This window comes from Bdellovibrio bacteriovorus (genome assembly GCF_001592735.1).
Taxonomy (GTDB): Bacteria; Bdellovibrionota; Bdellovibrionia; order Bdellovibrionales; family Bdellovibrionaceae; genus Bdellovibrio; species Bdellovibrio bacteriovorus_D.
The window spans coordinates 92453-108621 of sequence record NZ_LUKE01000002.1 but is presented as its reverse complement, the minus strand read 5'-3'; the positions used below and the strand labels follow the sequence as shown (position 1 = coordinate 108621).

At 42.4% G+C, this 16169-nt stretch carries 18 protein-coding genes; 13 read left to right on the top strand and 5 right to left on the bottom strand.

The genetic code is table 11. The annotated features are described in order from the left end of the window. Nucleotide 1 precedes the first annotated feature (1 nt). Genes AZI86_RS11065 through AZI86_RS11055 form a run of 3 tightly spaced genes read right to left on the bottom strand, consistent with a single transcriptional unit; the run spans nucleotide 2 to nucleotide 2336 of the window. The gene (locus AZI86_RS11065; RefSeq protein WP_061835252.1) at nucleotides 2-961 is read right to left on the bottom strand and encodes a phosphoglycerate dehydrogenase; all 960 of its coding nucleotides are present in this window, start codon (nucleotides 959-961) and stop codon (nucleotides 2-4) included. Then, complete coding sequence (locus AZI86_RS11060) at nucleotides 958-1728, bottom strand: inositol monophosphatase family protein (RefSeq protein ID WP_061835251.1); 771 nt, start codon at nucleotides 1726-1728, stop codon at nucleotides 958-960. The genes AZI86_RS11065 and AZI86_RS11060 overlap by 4 nt, the downstream gene beginning before the upstream one ends. Beyond that, complete coding sequence (locus AZI86_RS11055; RefSeq protein WP_061835506.1) at nucleotides 1728-2336, bottom strand: D-sedoheptulose-7-phosphate isomerase; 609 nt, start codon at nucleotides 2334-2336, stop codon at nucleotides 1728-1730. The genes AZI86_RS11060 and AZI86_RS11055 overlap by 1 nt, the downstream gene beginning before the upstream one ends. A 208-nt stretch (nucleotides 2337-2544) precedes the next feature. On the opposite strand from AZI86_RS11055, the gene rfbF reads away from it, so the two are divergent. The 6 genes from rfbF to AZI86_RS11025 all read left to right on the top strand — a co-directional run bounded on the left by rfbF (nucleotide 2545) and on the right by AZI86_RS11025 (nucleotide 8310). Further along, on the top strand, nucleotides 2545-3318 hold the full coding sequence (gene rfbF, locus AZI86_RS11050) for a glucose-1-phosphate cytidylyltransferase (protein WP_061835250.1): 774 nt from the start codon (nucleotides 2545-2547) through the stop codon (nucleotides 3316-3318). Further along, nucleotides 3318-4427, top strand: coding sequence for a CDP-glucose 4,6-dehydratase (rfbG, locus tag AZI86_RS11045; protein WP_061835249.1), 1110 nt, complete (start codon nucleotides 3318-3320; stop codon nucleotides 4425-4427). The genes rfbF and rfbG overlap by 1 nt, the downstream gene beginning before the upstream one ends. Before the next feature lie 158 nt (nucleotides 4428-4585). Continuing rightward, nucleotides 4586-4849: a dTDP-4-dehydrorhamnose 3,5-epimerase family protein gene (locus tag AZI86_RS19385; protein ID WP_216635909.1), complete on the top strand. Its 264-nt coding sequence runs from the start codon at nucleotides 4586-4588 to the stop codon at nucleotides 4847-4849. Beyond that, entirely contained in the window at nucleotides 4839-5963 is a 1125-nt protein-coding gene (locus AZI86_RS11035) for a DegT/DnrJ/EryC1/StrS family aminotransferase (RefSeq protein ID WP_061835247.1), read from the top strand. The genes AZI86_RS19385 and AZI86_RS11035 overlap by 11 nt, the downstream gene beginning before the upstream one ends. Nucleotides 5964-5985: 22 nt before the next feature. Next, a complete protein-coding gene (locus tag AZI86_RS11030) occupies nucleotides 5986-7128 on the top strand; it encodes an MBOAT family O-acyltransferase (protein WP_061835246.1) in 1143 nt (380 codons plus the stop codon). 114 nt (nucleotides 7129-7242) lie between these two features. Next, nucleotides 7243-8310 (top strand): hypothetical protein, encoded by a 1068-nt coding sequence (locus AZI86_RS11025; protein ID WP_061835245.1) that lies wholly within the window; start codon nucleotides 7243-7245, stop codon nucleotides 8308-8310. Here the strand turns inward: AZI86_RS11025 and AZI86_RS11020 are convergent. Further along, nucleotides 8307-8549: an acyl carrier protein gene (locus AZI86_RS11020; RefSeq protein WP_061835244.1), complete on the bottom strand. Its 243-nt coding sequence runs from the start codon at nucleotides 8547-8549 to the stop codon at nucleotides 8307-8309. The two genes, AZI86_RS11025 and AZI86_RS11020, sit on opposite strands and share 4 nt — an antisense overlap. Nucleotides 8550-8570: 21 nt before the next feature. Continuing rightward, nucleotides 8571-9521 (bottom strand): methionyl-tRNA formyltransferase, encoded by a 951-nt coding sequence (locus tag AZI86_RS11015; protein WP_061835243.1) that lies wholly within the window; start codon nucleotides 9519-9521, stop codon nucleotides 8571-8573. 50 nt (nucleotides 9522-9571) lie between these two features. Between AZI86_RS11015 and AZI86_RS11010 the strand changes: the two genes are divergently transcribed. The 7 genes from AZI86_RS11010 (at nucleotide 9572) to AZI86_RS10980 (ending at nucleotide 16166) form a co-directional block, all read left to right on the top strand. Next, nucleotides 9572-11053 (top strand): AMP-binding protein, encoded by a 1482-nt coding sequence (locus tag AZI86_RS11010; RefSeq protein WP_061835242.1) that lies wholly within the window; start codon nucleotides 9572-9574, stop codon nucleotides 11051-11053. A gap of 83 nt (nucleotides 11054-11136) precedes the next feature. After that, a complete protein-coding gene (locus AZI86_RS11005) occupies nucleotides 11137-11901 on the top strand; it encodes an HpcH/HpaI aldolase family protein (RefSeq protein ID WP_061835241.1) in 765 nt (254 codons plus the stop codon). Between the two features lie 11 nt (nucleotides 11902-11912). Next, nucleotides 11913-12317, top strand: coding sequence for a sugar 3,4-ketoisomerase (locus tag AZI86_RS11000; protein WP_061835240.1), 405 nt, complete (start codon nucleotides 11913-11915; stop codon nucleotides 12315-12317). A gap of 8 nt (nucleotides 12318-12325) precedes the next feature. After that, nucleotides 12326-12784, top strand: coding sequence for an acyltransferase (locus tag AZI86_RS10995; RefSeq protein WP_061835505.1), 459 nt, complete (start codon nucleotides 12326-12328; stop codon nucleotides 12782-12784). After that, nucleotides 12781-13878, top strand: coding sequence for a DegT/DnrJ/EryC1/StrS family aminotransferase (locus tag AZI86_RS10990; RefSeq protein ID WP_061835239.1), 1098 nt, complete (start codon nucleotides 12781-12783; stop codon nucleotides 13876-13878). The genes AZI86_RS10995 and AZI86_RS10990 overlap by 4 nt, the downstream gene beginning before the upstream one ends. Before the next feature lie 3 nt (nucleotides 13879-13881). After that, complete coding sequence (locus AZI86_RS10985; RefSeq protein ID WP_061835238.1) at nucleotides 13882-14928, top strand: sulfotransferase domain-containing protein; 1047 nt, start codon at nucleotides 13882-13884, stop codon at nucleotides 14926-14928. Continuing rightward, complete coding sequence (locus AZI86_RS10980; RefSeq protein WP_061835237.1) at nucleotides 14916-16166, top strand: glycosyltransferase family 1 protein; 1251 nt, start codon at nucleotides 14916-14918, stop codon at nucleotides 16164-16166. Before AZI86_RS10985 ends, AZI86_RS10980 begins: the two co-directional genes overlap by 13 nt. Nucleotides 16167-16169 lie beyond the last annotated feature (3 nt).

The following is a 16169-nucleotide window of genomic DNA, read 5'->3' as shown; positions in this document are numbered from 1 at the left end:
GCTATAATGGATAGTCGAAAAAGTTCTCAGGACGTGCGATTTTACCGGTGGAAAGTCCTTCAATCGCGGCCAGGCCCATCGCCCGAATAGACTCAACAGAGGATCCCCCGATGTGAGGCGTAAAGTAGAAATTTCGCAACGACATTAAGTTTTCGTCCGCGAGGGGTTCATTATCAAAAACATCAAAAGCGGCAGAGGCAATATGCCCACTTTTTAACATCTCAAAAAGGGCAGTTTCGTCGACAATCCCGCCACGAGCTGTATTCACTAAAAAGCTTCCTTTTTTTATTTTAGCCATTCTTTTCTCATCGAAAAACATATGAGTGAGGCTAGTGTGAGGCACGTGAATTGTTATGACGTCCGAGTTAGATAAAAGATCTTCGAGATTGGATACTTGAGTAATTGCGTTTTCCTGGCAATATCCAGAACGCTCTTTAAGATCATAAGCTAGGATCTTAACTCCAAAAGGTTTTAAAAAAGGGACGAGCTCTTTGCCGACGTGTCCTAATCCCACAATGCCTACAGTCTTTCCTGAAAGGTTGTATCCCTTAAATTGAAACCAGTGATTATTCTGGAGATCATGATGACTGTGAAAACTTCCTCTTACGGTGCCCAGAATGAAATGCAAAGTAAGTTCGGCGACAGATCTCCGATTTACTCCGCCGGTCCAGGAAAGACGAACATTATTCTTTTCAAGGGCGGTAAAATCGATGTTATCTAAACCTACACCATACTTGCTAATCAATTTAAGATCAGGAAGTTGGTTTACCAGCTCCTGATTCACTTTTTCAAGTGCGATAATAGCCTTGGGAGCTCCCTTCAGAAAATCAACCAACTCTTTGCCAGAAAGACTCTTACCCGATTCATTAAAGCGGGCTTTAGGATACAAGGCTAAGAGGGAATCTCTCAAAAAAGAGTCAGAAGAAAAAGAGCGCGAAGCTACTGCAACGACGTCACTCATAGAAGTATAGACTCCACTGCAATCTGTCCGTTTGTTGCAAGGACATCATATTTAAAATTATCTTTTGGGATCATTTTCACAGAGCCCCCGGCGGCTTTGACTAGAGCGATGCCCGCGGCTACATCCCAAAGGAAAATATTTTTTTCGAAGTAAGCCTCTATTTTTCCTTGAGCCACTAAACGAAGCGAAAGTGCGGCACTGCCAAACATCCTGACTTTTTTAAAAGCTCTAATTGAATCGAACAACGAGTTGAGTGCATTGTTTGATAGGTCACTTTGAACCGGAAATCCTGTAGCGAGAACGGATTGAGCGATGTCAGTCTGGCTACTCACCTGAGTTTTTTTAGAATTGTTAGTCACGGATTGGCCTATGCCACCCGAAGTAATCTCATCATAGAAAGAGTCTCCGATGACTCCCAAAATAGGGGTATCGCCTTTCCATAAAGCTATGCTGACTCCATAAAAGGGAATGTCGCGTGAAAAATTAAGGGTTCCATCCAGAGGATCTACGATCCATACAGTTTCGTTGTCTGTGATGGGTGAGTTTTTTTGTTCCTCAGAAATAATTCGGAACGAAGATTTTTGCTGTAGGATCTGGATGATAGCTGACTGGGCGGCAATATCGGCGGAAAGTTTGATGTCCTTGTCTGACTGTGAAATGACCTCGAAGCTATTCTTTGTAGACTTCAGGGAGCGCATACCAGCACGGCATGCCTCCTCTGCTATCTGAATAAATTGCGCAGTTTCGCTTGTCCCGCAGTGAGCCATTATACTTTAACAATACGATTGAAGTATGAGCCAATCAGATGATCCACAAACATATGAACGTCTTCGACCGGACCGTATTCACCTTTGCGAGTATCAACATGGATTTTGATGTCGCTTAATTCACGAAGTTTTCCACCATCAAAGCCCGTCAAGCCGATGACTTTAAGCCCTTTTTCTTTTGCGTACTTAACGGTGTGGATAATATTCGGAGAGTTTCCTGAAGCTGAAATAGCAACTAGAACGTCACCAGGATTTGCAAAGTTTTGCAGTTGTTTGGTGAAAATTACCTCGTATCCATCATCGTTACCCACGGCCGTTAAAATCGCAACGTTGTCAGTAAGGGCCATCGCTTTAAAAGGTTTATCTGTAACGCGAGTGCCGATGGAAATATCGTTGGCGAAGTGTGAAGCCGTAGCTGCGCTTCCACCGTTCCCGATAAAAAATATGTGGGCGCCTCTTTCGCGAGCATCCAAAACTGTTTCAATCATTTTTCCGATGGCGTTATAATCGAGCTTCGATAAAACTTCGCCTAGATAACTTCCGTATTTTTGGGCAAACTGTGCAGGGTTTCTGTTCTCGGTAAAAATCTCATCTAGTCTGTTTTGCATGGCCTTAAATTCTCCAAAATGAATCGTTTTTAAAAGCTGGGCCATCTTAAGTAAAACTCTCACAAAGTGCAAACAAGATACTTGGTCTGCCTGTTCGCGCGGTGCGGCGATGCGGTTCCTCCTTGGGGAAATGAATACTATCAACTTGATCCCGGGGCCCTTTTTTAGGAGAGTAGTCAGGCTCAGTAACTATTTAAAGGATACATCAATGAAAGTCGTCATTCTTGCCGGTGGATTAGGCACGAGATTATCTGAAGAAACTGTTTTAAGGCCCAAGCCGATGGTGGAAATCGGAGGCATGCCGATTCTGTGGCATATTATGAAAATATACTCAGCTCACGGATACAACGAGTTTCTACCCGCATTAGGCTACAAAGGCCATGTGATCAAAGATTTCTTTCTCAATTACTTTTCCAGAACTCGGGACTTTTCTTTGAATATGAAGGACGGGCAGGTAAATTATCGTCGCTCTGCGAACGAAGATTGGGTCGTTCATCTTAACGACACCGGTCACGATACATTGACTGGCGGAAGGCTTCTTCGCTTGAAGCCTTATCTGCTAGATCAGGAAACTTTCATGCTTACGTATGGTGATGGCGTATCAGATGTGAATATTAAAAAGCTTGTAGAGTTTCATAAGTCTCATGGAAAGATCGCTACAGTAACAGCGGTGCGGCCGCCGGCACGCTTTGGTGCTTTAGAAATTCAGAGCGGTAAGGTGATCGACTTCCATGAAAAGCCTCAGGTTGGCGAAGGTTGGATTAACGGGGGCTTCTTTGTTTTTAACAAGGGTGTTTTCGATTATCTTGAAGGTGATCATACGATCTTGGAACAGAAACCACTTGAGAGATTGGCAAAAGATCAAGAATTGATGGCGTATCAGCATGATGGATTCTGGCATTGCATGGATACTATTCGCGACAAAGATGTTTTAGAAAAAATGTGGGGCGAGCGCAAAGCAAGCTGGAAAGTCTGGGAGTAATGTCTTTCGAAAATATCTATAAGGGCAAAAAGGTCGTTGTCACTGGGAATACCGGCTTCAAGGGCTCATGGCTTACTGTATGGTTGCTTTCTATGGGAGCGGACGTTGTGGGTATATCCTGTGATATCCCCAGCAATCCTTCATTATTTGAAACTTTGAAACTGCGAGATAAAATTAAGCATTATGAGTTTGATCTTCTTGAGAGAGACAAAGTTTATCATGTGATCCATGCCGAAAAGCCTGATTTTGTTTTTCACCTTGCGGCGCAAGCTATTGTATCCAAATCCTATCAGGATCCTATTCGGACTTTGCAAAGTAATGTCATGGGTACGGCGCATGTTTTAGACGTGCTCAGGGACTATCCAAAAAAATGTGTCGCAGTAATGATCACTAGCGATAAATGTTACGAAAACGTAGAGTGGTGCTGGGGATATAAGGAAACCGATCACTTAGGTGGCAAAGATATATATAGTGCCTCTAAGGCCGCCGCTGAAAATGTCATTCATTCGTACGTAGAGACTTTTTTTAAAAAAGAAGGGCATCCCGTCGTTGTAGCCAGCGCACGCGCAGGTAACGTTATCGGCGGGGGCGATTGGGCTGCAGATCGTATCGTCGCAGATATTGCCAGGGCTTGGGCTGCGGGAGAGAAAGTGGCCATCCGAAGCCCTAAAGCGACACGTCCTTGGCAGCACGTTCTTGAGCCATTGAGTGGCTATTTAGAACTAGGTAAAAACTTATACAAATCTCAAGATTTTCACGGGCAAGCTTATAACTTTGGTCCGCGTGCGGAACAAAATCGTACCGTGGTTGACTTGCTTATCGACATGTCCATGCGTTGGGGATTTGAGAGCAGTGACAAGGCGTACGAAATAACGGACAATCGTCCGTTTAATGAAGCAGGGTTGCTTAAGTTAAACTGTGACAAGGCTCTTTTCGATATGAAGTGGCAAGCTACTTTGGGTTATTACCAGACAGTTCATTTTGTCGTGGATTGGTACAGTCTTTACTACAAAGAAAAAGGCGACATGTTTGCCTTTACATCAAAACAAATCACCGAATACGTTCAATTGGCAAAAAAACAAAATATAGAGTGGGCGGCTCGATGCTAGAAGGGGTGCAACTTATACCCTTAAAAAGAATTGCCAATCCCTTAGGCGACGTGTTTCACGGCCTGAAAGCCTCGGAAAACTCTTTTGCAGGCTTTGGCGAAGCCTATTTTTCTTCCGTTTACGAAGGGGCTAGGAAAGGCTGGAAAAAACATACACGGATGACTCTAAGTTTAATTGTCATAAGCGGAGAAGTACGTTTCGTCATATACGACGATAGACAAGACAGCGCCTCGTCAGGCGAGTTCTTTGAGGTCACTTTGTCGCAAAAGAATTACGCTCGTTTGGTGGTTTCACCCGGTTTGTGGTTGGCTTTTCAAGGCATCGGAATTGAATCAAATATTCTTTTAAATATTGCCAACATTGAACATGATCCAAGTGAAGCTGTAAACGCTCCGATTGAGGAGATTTCTTATGAGTGGTGAAATCCGTAAAATTCGCCTTTCTAAATGCTCTGTCGGACAAGAAGAAAAAGATGCCGTCTGTCGCGTCCTGGATAATGAATACTTAGGGATGGGCAAAGAGGTTCAGCTTTTTGAACAGGAGCTCAAAAAGTACCTTGATACTGACCTGGAAGTTATTTGCGTGAATACGGGCACTGCCGCTTTGCATCTTGCGGCTCTCTGTTTAGATTTAAAAAGTGATGATGAAGTTTTGGTTCCGTCAATCACTTATGTAGCCAGCTATCAAGCGATCTCAGCAGTGGGAGCTAAGCCGATTGCCTGTGATGTTGAAGAATCTAGTGTCTTTATTGACTTAGAAGATGCAGAAAGACGCATTACCTCCAAGACAAAGGCAATCATGCCGGTCCATTATGCGAGTAGTGCGAAATACATCGATGAAGTTTATGGTTTCGCAAGAAAATATAATTTACGAGTGATTGAGGATGCCGCTCAATCTTTAGGTGGCGACCGTAAGGGGAGCAGAGTTGGCCGTGAGGGAGACATTGTTTGCTTCAGTCTTGACGGTATCAAAAATATTACCAGCGGCGAAGGGGGAGTTATTGTCACTGCGGACCCTGTTCTGGCGCAGAGAGTTCGTGACGCTCGACTTTTGGGCGTAGAAAAGGACACAGAAAAAAGATACCAAGGTGCTCGCTCCTGGGTGTTTGATGTAAAACATCAAGGGTTTCGCTATCACATGAGTGATCTCATGGCGGCAATTGGTCGCGAACAGCTAAAGAAAATTGATCAGTTTTCAAAACGTCGTCGAGAGATTGCGCAGCAGTATGTTCAAGGCTTGCGTGGGATAAAGAGTGTTCATCTTCTGGACATAGATTTTCGAACCATAGTACCCCACATTTTCGTCGTGAAAATTGATGGTGATCGTGAAGAAGTGGCCAACTCTCTAAGCGCCAGAGGCGTGGCGACCGGCGCGCACTATTTCCCCAATCATTTGTTGTCATTGTATCGATCTTCTTACGCTTTACCTAAGGCTGAGAGTTTAGGGCGGTCCCTGATGTCATTGCCATTGCATGTCGATTTGAGTGACTCCGATGTCGCTTATGTCATTGAAAGTGTTAGAGCGGTCACATCCTGAATAGACAGGTATAGGATAATTTATGAATCTTTTCTTAAATCCCACATTTTGGATCTGTATTATTGGATGCGGGGTTTTTTTAAGATCATTCAGTAATTTATCGTTAAAAATTTGGCTTACCGGATTGGTTAATTTTGCATTGTTGTGGGTATTCCTTGGATGGAAAGAGGCATTGTTTTTGCTACTGCTTTCAACGGTGCTGTTCTTTTCCGCAAGAATGGTCGAAAAGCTCCCTAGGATATCTATATTCCTGCCGATGGCTCTAGTGATCTTTTTCTGTGTTTACAAGCTTCTTAGTTTGGCCCAAGAAAAATCTTTGTGGAATGCACTCCTTATAATTCCGTACTCGTATATTTTTCTTAGGGCCATAGATGCGTTCAATATTCTTAAAGTAAAAAAAACGAGACATGACACTCTGAACTTCGCTTTTTTATTATCTTACCTGATGCCCATTAATATGCATTTTGCTGGTCCCATAGCCCCTTTTAAAAAATTTTGTGAAAGCTTCAGTGAACGGGACCCTTGTGAAAATTTTTCGGGCGTTTTAAATGCGATAAACTTACTGGTAACGGGGTTCTTCTATAAGCTTTTCTGCGCAGAGGTTGTAAGAATTATTTATTTTGGCAATGGTGATATCGTATCAAAAACCGTTTTAGATACTGGTGTTATCTTCATTTATACTTTTTTTGACTTTGCGGGATATACATTGATTGCGATGGGTGCAGGGCGAATATTAGGACTTTATACTCCTGAAAATTTTCGAAGCCCCTTTTCTGCACCGAGCGTTTCTAGTTTTTACAATAGATGGCACATGTCTTTAGGGGATTGGATACGACGGAATATCTATTTTCCAATGCAGATGAAGTACACTCGGTCAAAAAGACGAACAGTTGAGCAGTTGCTTTATTTTAATGCCTTTGTCTTATTTGTATCCTTCGTCTTCATTGGGGCGTGGCATGGGTTTCATTTCCGTTTTTTAGTTTGGGGAATTCTTCTGGGAATAATTATCACGGTGGAGAAGTTTGCATTCGACCTCATAAAAAAGAAGGGGTGGGATAAAAATAATTACGTGGTAATCGTTTGGAAGCTTTTAGGTCCCGTGTATACTTTTATTATGATTTCATTGGCGATTCATCCTGCTATGAACCTGATGTTGGGAAAATAGAAATGAAGAATGAGCTAAAGACAGTCGGAAAAATTTGTTTAACCATAATCTTCATAACTCTCAAAGCATTTTTAGCGATGAGCATGTATAATAAAGATATTTTGACGTTTATATATGCGGGGTTTTAAGCGTTCGGCGCAGTTCGCGCTTTCTTTGATTCTGGTGTTTGCTGGGGTGTGGAGTCTCTCACTCGTCATTTCCTACTACCGAGGTAGTGCCAGCTTGTATGAAAAATCATATACTGCATTTCACAATCAATTTTATAAAATGAGAATGATGAATTCTCAAGACCGTTTGGTTACGATCATGGGTATTTCTTCAGCTCGGGAAGCATTTGACGAAGATGTATTAAACGCTGGACGTGATGGATTTAAATACACAAATCTTGGAACTGGCGCCTTTGACGGCCTCGCGCCAAGTTTAGAGTTGTTTAGTCAGTTGTTTAAGAAGTATGGCAGCCGGAGTGACTATGTATTCGTGGGCCTTCAGTCATATATTTTGCGTCCAGGTTACTTAAGTACACTCCATTCAGGTATTGATGATCTAATGACTTTTTCTGCACAGGGTGACTTACTTTCCGTAGAGGTGGAGGGTTCTCGAGAACAATTGAAAAGAAAGTTAATTGCTAACGACATATTTCCGCTATCTTTGTACACATGGCGAGTAGGGCAGATGGTAAGACTGGCTTGCTTAAAATTGCATGATTTCATTTATTCAGATAAAGTCTCGAGTGTGCCTGAAGACCTACTTAAGTTTTCCCCAAGGTCAGAATTTCTTTATGGCGATAAGTCTTATGACCCCGTCAACCAGAGTTTGCGGATAAAAGAGCTACTAAAACATTTAGAAAAAAGCGATTTTAGACCGGATTTAAGTTCTACAGAAAGTTTAAAAAGAGCGTTAAAGGACTTAGGTTCTATGTCAAAAAATGGGAAGGTTGTTGTTCTGATGCTTCCGGAGCACTCTGCTCTTAGGAATGACAAGCGTCTGGAGTGGCTAAAGTCTTCGCTATATAATGTTTTAAAGAGTAGTTCTGAAGTATCAGAGATTATGGATATTTCTGATATTGTTCCAGATGAGTACTTTTATGACGGTGGGCATGTTCTAAGTCCGGGCCGAAAAATTGTAACCGACTTTTTATTAGAAAACATGTCCCAAAGACAATCTAGTCAATCGCGGAACTAGTCCACATTCTTTTGAATAAGGGCGACCATGTCGCCAACATTTTTCATGGAAACTATATCATCGATATCAAATTGTACGTTGAAATGATTTTCAACTTCAGAAATCAAGGCAACATGATTCAACGAATCCCATCCCACGACATCAGCAGCCGTCGTTTTTTCTGAAATTTTAATGGATTCATCGAAGAAGACTTTAGCAAAAATCGGCGTGAGTTGTTCAAGTATTTCGTTATGGTTCATTAGTGCTATTTCTCTCAGACTTCAATTAGACAAAATCATCTTGTCTTGGATTTTATATTCAGCAATTACTTCTGACAAACTTAGCTTCCTCATATCTTCTGTAAAAAATGAAGTCAATTCAATTAAGCCGTCCTTAACTCTTACGGTGATGCCGTCATCGATCAGATGAATGCTTCCTTCTGGTATATTCGGTACTGGAGATTTAGACTCACGGCCTGTAGAGACATACAGAATCTTATCCTTTATCTTAATTCTCGGAAGTCCTACGGGGCTTTGCAGAGGGCCATAATCGAAAGCCCTCAAGAAGCGCAGACATTCGGATGTGGACCAGTGAAAATTGAACCAGCCGTCATTTGGTCTTTCTTTTGCGGTGAAGTAAGTTCTTTCGGTTAATTGTTGGTGGCGGGGGGGCATGATATTATTTAAAACTAAATCGATCCCTTCTTTGAAGAGTTCAAATCCTCTGTGAGCTCCGGTCAGTAAAAGGTGTCCTGCTGTGGCGTTGTCCGGGATCGGATATGACTTTTGCAGGATGATAGCACCGGAATCTACCTCGCCCTCAATGAGATGGAATGTGACCCCGAAATTTTTTTCGCCTTTGAAAATAGCCCAAGTGCAAGAGTTCGATCCCGCGTAAGTAGGAAGAAGTGAATTGTGAAAGTTAATTGCCACTTCGCAGGCAGAAAGAAGTTCGGGCCTTAAGATTTGAGAATTACAAATACTGAGTAAGAAATTCGGCCTTAGTTCTTGAACTCTTCGTTCTATCTCAGAACCGCGAATCTTCTGAACTTTTTTAAAGGGGATATTGAATTTTTCAGCGGCATTTTCAAGTCCAGTACCATAGCGTTGAGGGCTGTCGTCGACCACAATAAAGCTGAGGTCCACATCGGGCCGTTCAATTAGATGCTTCGCGCAAAGGGAAGGGAGCATGCCGTTGCCGATCAAAACCACCTTTTTTTTAAAATTGCCCAAAATTTGCCTCTCTGGTACTAAAAGCTATCCTGTATATGACTGGAAGAACCATGATTTTGAACCAAATTCTGGAGAATATCAAACGCTCACCCCAGGCCACGGCCTTTGTTTTTGATGAGCGCCATTACACTTATTTTGAATTAGGGGAAAAGATTCAGGAAATCGCAAGTTTTCTGAGCGGTCGAAAAAACGAAAGAATTGGAGTTTTGGCGCAGCAGGATTTTCTAACCTATGCGACGATCTTGGGCGTACTTTTTTCGGGCAATACCTTTGTTCCAATTTTAAGTAGTCAGCCTCCAGAAAAAAATAAAAACATCATCGTGGCAGCTGAAATAAGGTTTTTGTTTTTTAGTGATATTGAGGCCAAGGACGTTTTTAAAGACCTTACGATCAATTTTGTAAATTCGAATGAGCTTGTTGATAAAAGTCCCTCGCCGGGGGTTTATCCAGAGCAGATTGCCTATATTTTATTTACATCCGGATCCACTGGCGTTCCAAAGGGTGTGCCTATATCTATAGGTAATTTGGAGTCCTTCTTCGATGCACATGCAAAGCTCGGATTGCATCTGAGTGCTTCTGACCGGTTTCTTCAAATGTTTGATTTTTCATTTGATCTTTCCGTCGTCTCCTATTTGCTGCCGTTACTGGTCGGTGGATCTGTTTATCCTTTAAAAAGTGGAAATGCGAAGTATCTATCAGTCTATAAAACGTTAAAAGATGAGCGCATAACTTATGCGCTTATGGTGCCATCTATTATAAATTTTCTTCGTCCTTATCTTCCGCGAGTTAGTTTTCCGGAACTTCGATATTCTACGTTTTGTGGTGAAGCACTTTTGGAGCAAGATCTTTCGCTGTGGAAAAAATCCTGCGCCAATGCCGAGCATTGGAACTTCTATGGTCCCACTGAAGCCACAATTTACTGTGCGGCTTTTGAATGCAGTACGCCTTCTGCTCGAAATGGCATATTGGCGATTGGTAAGCCTATGGCTCATACAAAATTAATGCTTATTGATGACAGTGAAAATGTTGTCGAAGGCTCAGGGTGCGAGGGACAACTTTGCCTTGGGGGGGCTCAAGTAACTCCTGGGTATCTGGATCCGGAAAATACGAAGAAAGCATTTTTTAAAACGTCTAGTGGAGAACGCTTTTATAAGACTGGTGACATTGCCATTAGGGATGCTGCTGGTGATTATTTCTTTTGTGGCCGGGTCGATCAGCAAGTTAAGATTCAAGGCTTTCGCGTTGAACTTGGGGAAATCGAAAATGCATGTTCTAAAATCTGCGCAAAGAGCACTGTCGCGGTTTTTGAGCATGACAATCATGGAAATGCAGTTGTCGCCGTTTTTGTTGAAGCGGCGGTTATCAATGAACAACAGCTTAAAGTAGAACTCTCTCAGATATTGCCGGAATATGCGATACCGAGGAAGATTTTTGCGAAAAACTCATTTCCTTTGAATATAAATGGCAAGATTGATCGAAAGTTTTTGAAGCAAGAATTTAAAGATTGGATTGTGTCATCGAAGTTCACTTGATTTGCGTTCTTAACGCGCCAAACATTTGATAGTTATGACCTTTTCATTTGTATAAGCAGCTTGATTTGGTTAGGCTACGCCTCATGGAATTGAAAGAAAAACTCAAAAAACATCTTCCCACTCTTGGGACCTGGATTACCTTGGCACACAGGGCATTCGTGGAAATATCAGTCAACTCAGGTTTGGACTGGATTTGTATTGATCTTGAGCATAGTTCGATCGACTTAGATCAAATGGCCACATTGATAAACATAGGCCGAAGCAACGGTGTTTCGATGCTGGTAAGGCTTTCGGACAATGATCCAATTCAAATTAAAAGAGTCATGGATGCTGGGGCTTCTGGAATTATTGTTCCGATGGTGAACTCTCGCGAGCAGGCCATGAAAGCTTATCGCGCAATGCATTACCCTCCAACGGGGACTCGTGGCGTAGGTTTGTCTTCGGCCCAGAAGTATGGGGCCGGATTCTCCGAATATCGTGAGTGGCTCTCGAAGGAATCTGTACTCATCGTTCAAATTGAACATATTGATGCGGTTAATAATTTTGATGATATTATGAGTGTTCCTGGGGTGGATGGTTTTATTGTCGGACCTTACGATCTTTCGGCTTCTTTAGGGAAGCCAGGACAATTCGATGCTCCGGATTTTCTTGCTGCGATGTCTAAGATCGAAGAATCAAATATTAAAAATAAAAAAGCTCGAGGCATTCATGTCGTTGAACCAAGTCTTGCGAAGGTTCAAGAGGCCATCAAAGGTGGCTTTGATTTCATAGCCTACAGTTTTGAAGCGCGCATGTATGAAGTAGGAATGTCCGAAGCGGTGCACGCATTTAAAAAATTAACTCAATAGTTGGAACAATTGTGAGTATTGACTATTCCCTGAAGTTTAAAGTCCTTTCTGATGCCCGTGGCAAACTAATTGCGTTAGAAGGCGGGCGGCAGATTCCATTCGATATCAAGCGCATCTATTATCTCTATGACCTAAATGATCTGCCTCGTGGTTTTCACGCGCATTATAAATTGAAGCAAGTCATGATCTGTTTAAACGGAAGTCTGCGTGTTTATTTGGATGATGGGAAGGGTCGTAAAGAGAACATTGAGCTCTCTAATCCTCAAGAGGCCGTTCTTATCGATAACCTCGTTTGGCACGAAATGCATGACTTCTCCAAAGACTGCGTTATTGCAGTTCTGGCTAGCGACTACTATGATGAAGCTGACTATATCCGAGACTACTCGATTTTTGAAAAGGCCATAAGGGAGCGATAGTGAATGCAGTGAAAATTCACCCCTCTTCAGATGTTCAATCCTCCCATATCGGAGCGGGCACACTGGTTTGGCAATTTTGTGTCATTTTACCCAATGCTAAAATAGGCGTTAACTGTAATATCAATGCTCATTGTTTTATTGAAAATGATGTCGTCATTGGAAACAACGTGACCGTTAAAAGTGGGGTTTATATTTGGGATGGCGTCGTTCTAGAGGACGGGGTTTTTATCGGCCCTAATGCTACGTTTACCAATGATAAAATTCCTCGTTCTAAACAGTACCCGACCCAGTTTGCAAAAACTGTCGTAAAAAAAGGCGCCTCATTAGGCGCAGGCTGTGTCATTCTTCCAGGAATAGTTATCGGAGAAAACGCCATGGTCGGTGCGGGTGCGGTCGTGACGAAAGATGTTGCCGATCATACCACCGTTGTTGGAAATCCCGCCAAGCCTATCAAGGAGCGTGCATGATTCCTTTTTTGAATTTGAAAGAAATTAATCTGGCTCATAAGGAAGAACTGACTCAGGCGTTCGAAAGAGTTTTAAATTCTGGCTATTTTATCATGGGTCCAGAGCTTGAAGCATTTGAGAGGGAGTTTGCAGAATACTGTGGAACCAAACACTGTATCGGAGTAGCAAATGGTTTGGATGCTTTGGTGCTTATACTTGAAGCTTACAAACATTTAGGTCGCTTAAAAAATGGTGATGAGGTCTTGGTACCGGCAAATACCTATATTGCTTCGATCTTGGCGATCTCGCTCGCGGGCTTAAAACCGGTATTGGTTGAGCCGAATATTAAAACGTTTAATATCGATCCATCCGAGGTAAAAAAACATCTGAATAAAAATGTTCGAGCTATTATGGCGGTCCATTTATACGGTCAGCTTGCAGACATGACCTCCCTGCAAGAGATTGCGCAAGAGCATGGATTGCTTATTTTTGAAGACAGTGCTCAATCTCATGGTGCCATTTTAAATGGACGTCGTTGTGGAAACTTGTCTGACGCTTCCGGGTTTAGCTTCTATCCTGGCAAAAATCTAGGGGCACTGGGCGACGCTGGTGCAGTGACGACGAATCACGACGAATTGGCTTCTGTGATCAAGACGCTACGCAATTACGGCTCGCAAGAGAAGTATGTCAACAGATACAAAGGGGTAAACAGTCGACTTGATGAGTTGCAGGCTGCTTTATTGCGACCGAAGCTAAGGCATCTAGATACAGAAACAGAAGCCCGACGTAGAATTGCAGAGAAGTATCTTAAGGAGATAAAAAATCCCCGAATTCATTTGCCGGAATGCCCTGATAGAGAAGCCCACGCGTGGCACTTGTTTGTTGTGCTTGCCGACGATAGAGCTGGGCTGCAGAGTTTTTTGAAGGAGCGGGGAGTCGGGACATTAATTCACTATCCAATCCCGCCTCACAAACAGGAAGCATATAAAGAGTTCGCTCACTTAAACCTACCAATCACAGAAAAGATTCATCGGGAAGTTTTAAGTATTCCTATTTATCCAACGATGGCAGAAAAAGATGTAAGCCAGGTCATCGATGCTCTTAACTCATTTTGACCTATGAAAAAATTTGTAGATGTCTCTGGCGTAGGGAATTCAGGAAAAACGGCGGTCTCAGATATTCTGCGAGAGTTTGACTCATACTATATTCCAGAGCACTCGTTTGAGTTTGATCTTTTTCGATTGCCCGGGGGCCTTCTCGATCTTAAACATCATTTGTGTGAAGATTGGTCGCCGGTAAGATCCCATTATGCTATCAATGCTTTTTTGCGCGTGGTGGACTTAATAGGTCCAAGTCCTAGAAGGCTCAATATTTTTCAAACCATGTCAGTCACTGGCAATCGCTATGACCTGCGATTCAAAGGCACCTTTACTCCCGAAGCGAAGAAGTTTGTAAAAAGCTTGGTCCTTGGAGAGTATCTTGCATATTGGCCCTATGATTTCTTGACCTATGGTGTGTTGCAAAGATTTTGGAGTAAGTTATTGCTCAAGTCTGGATTCAGGCTTCGGGCGCGAAGCTGGGTCCAGCTTGTTGATGGAGAAAACTTCTCTGAAAAGGTAAGTTCGTTCATCAATAAGTTATTTGAAAGTACCGTAGATAGCAACGTCAGGACTATTTTTTTTAATAATGCTTTTGAAGCGTTTAATCCTGTTAGATCTTTGGATATTTTAAAAAATTCTAAGTCCATCATTGTGATTCGTGATCCCCGAGACATTTATGTTTCCGGAATTAACGCCCACGCCTTGAAGTCGGAAGATATCAAGCTTCAAGCCGGTGAAAATGACGGAATTAATAAATCTTTTTTGGCGACGGATGATTTAGAACTATTCATTAGGCGCTACCGGACGTACATGCAGCATCTTTACTCGGGAAGCGACTCTAGAGTCTTGATTCTACAGTATGAAAACCTGGTCACTAAATATGATCATTGCCTTGAGCAGATCATCGAATTTTTAGGAGAAGATAAAAAAAATCATATCGAAAAGGGGCGTTACTTTGATCCACGAAAGTCTTCTGTGCACGTAGGAAAGTGGAAAGCCTTTTCGGATCAAGAAATAATTCGTTCCATTGAAAAGGAATTGCCGGAATACCTGTGGAACGATTAAAGAATAAGGTGATATTTTTTTGTTTTCCTTACCGAGAGGTGGGCGGGGTTTCTTTGCTCTTTTTAAGAATGGCAGAGTATCTTGCAGGGAAAATTCCCAACGAAATTTATATTGTCGATTATGCTGATGGATATATGGCGACACACCGTAAGTCTGCACAGGTGAAGCTGCTTGAATATAAAGATGATCTTGAGGTTGTAATTCCTGACAACGGTATTTTGGTGCTGCAAGCAATGACACCTTGGTCGATTTACTCTTCCTTGCGGCCTTTAGACGGCTGTAAGCTCTTTTTTTGGAATTGTTACCCTTATAACCTTGTGCCGGCCATCCCGGGCTTGCGGAACTGGCTTCATGGTTCCGAAACGCGAATCATTTTCTTTCTGAACAGTATTTTATTCGCCTATAAATTACGTGTGGTCCGATTTTTAAAATTACTTTTGAAGTATGACGCCATCGCATTTATGGATCGGGTGAATCTGGATACCACCGAGCGAATTTTTGGTGTGAACTGTGATAAAAGAGAATATCTACCCGTGACTCTCCAGGGCGTAGACGAAATTTGCGATTTAGAAGTCCGCAACGTGAGGTCTCCGCTGCGAGCTGCGTGGATAGGTCGTATCGCGGACTTCAAAGTTCATATTTTATTATACACAATGCGCAAAATGGCCCATTTAGCTATGGAACAAGAGCGGGTTATTGAGTTCACGGTTGTGGGGCGCGGCGAATATCTATATCTCATTCAAGAAGCAAATTTAGAAAATAACTTTTTTAAAGTTCGCTATATCTCTGAGTTGACAACCAGCGAGGTTGAAAAGTTCCTTCGGGACGAGGTCGATGTTTTATTCGCCATGGGAACTTCCGCCTTAGAAGGTGCACGCATGGGTGTTCCGACGGTGCTTTTAGATATTTCCTACGTTCCCATAACAGGGGATTACGTTTATCAGTTTTTATTTGAGCAGGATGGATATGTCCTTGGGGACGTGATAAATGGAAATAGCTTTACGAGTGGTAACCAGAGTTTGAGTAAAGTTATAGCGGCCCTGGATCAGAACTACGCCCTGCTGTGTAAAAAAAGCTATAACTACTTCGAAAAAAACCATTCGATAGATTCCGCTGCAGAAAAATTAATTGATTGTCTGGAGAGGGATAAATTGGCATTCTCCGTTCTTAAGGGGCACAAGGTTTTATCTCAGCCTCTAAGTTATAGATTACTAAGGTATTTAAGAGCGCGCGTCTGAATT

Coding starts and splice junctions, on each gene's coding strand:
- AZI86_RS10990 (WP_061835239.1), top strand. CDS start 12,781: ATGATTCCTTTTTTGAATTTGAAAGAAATTAATCTGGCTCATAAGGAA.
- AZI86_RS11030 (WP_061835246.1), top strand. CDS start 5,986: ATGAATCTTTTCTTAAATCCCACATTTTGGATCTGTATTATTGGATGC.
- AZI86_RS11055 (WP_061835506.1), bottom strand. CDS start 2,336: ATGCAAAACAGACTAGATGAGATTTTTACCGAGAACAGAAACCCTGCA.
- AZI86_RS11010 (WP_061835242.1), top strand. CDS start 9,572: ATGATTTTGAACCAAATTCTGGAGAATATCAAACGCTCACCCCAGGCC.
- rfbG (WP_061835249.1), top strand. CDS start 3,318: ATGTCTTTCGAAAATATCTATAAGGGCAAAAAGGTCGTTGTCACTGGG.
- AZI86_RS11020 (WP_061835244.1), bottom strand. CDS start 8,549: ATGAACCATAACGAAATACTTGAACAACTCACGCCGATTTTTGCTAAA.
- AZI86_RS19385 (WP_216635909.1), top strand. CDS start 4,586: ATGACTCTAAGTTTAATTGTCATAAGCGGAGAAGTACGTTTCGTCATA.
- AZI86_RS11060 (WP_061835251.1), bottom strand. CDS start 1,728: ATGGCTCACTGCGGGACAAGCGAAACTGCGCAATTTATTCAGATAGCA.
- AZI86_RS11005 (WP_061835241.1), top strand. CDS start 11,137: ATGGAATTGAAAGAAAAACTCAAAAAACATCTTCCCACTCTTGGGACC.
- AZI86_RS11035 (WP_061835247.1), top strand. CDS start 4,839: ATGAGTGGTGAAATCCGTAAAATTCGCCTTTCTAAATGCTCTGTCGGA.
- AZI86_RS11065 (WP_061835252.1), bottom strand. CDS start 961: ATGAGTGACGTCGTTGCAGTAGCTTCGCGCTCTTTTTCTTCTGACTCT.
- rfbF (WP_061835250.1), top strand. CDS start 2,545: ATGAAAGTCGTCATTCTTGCCGGTGGATTAGGCACGAGATTATCTGAA.
- AZI86_RS11025 (WP_061835245.1), top strand. CDS start 7,243: ATGCGGGGTTTTAAGCGTTCGGCGCAGTTCGCGCTTTCTTTGATTCTG.
- AZI86_RS10985 (WP_061835238.1), top strand. CDS start 13,882: ATGAAAAAATTTGTAGATGTCTCTGGCGTAGGGAATTCAGGAAAAACG.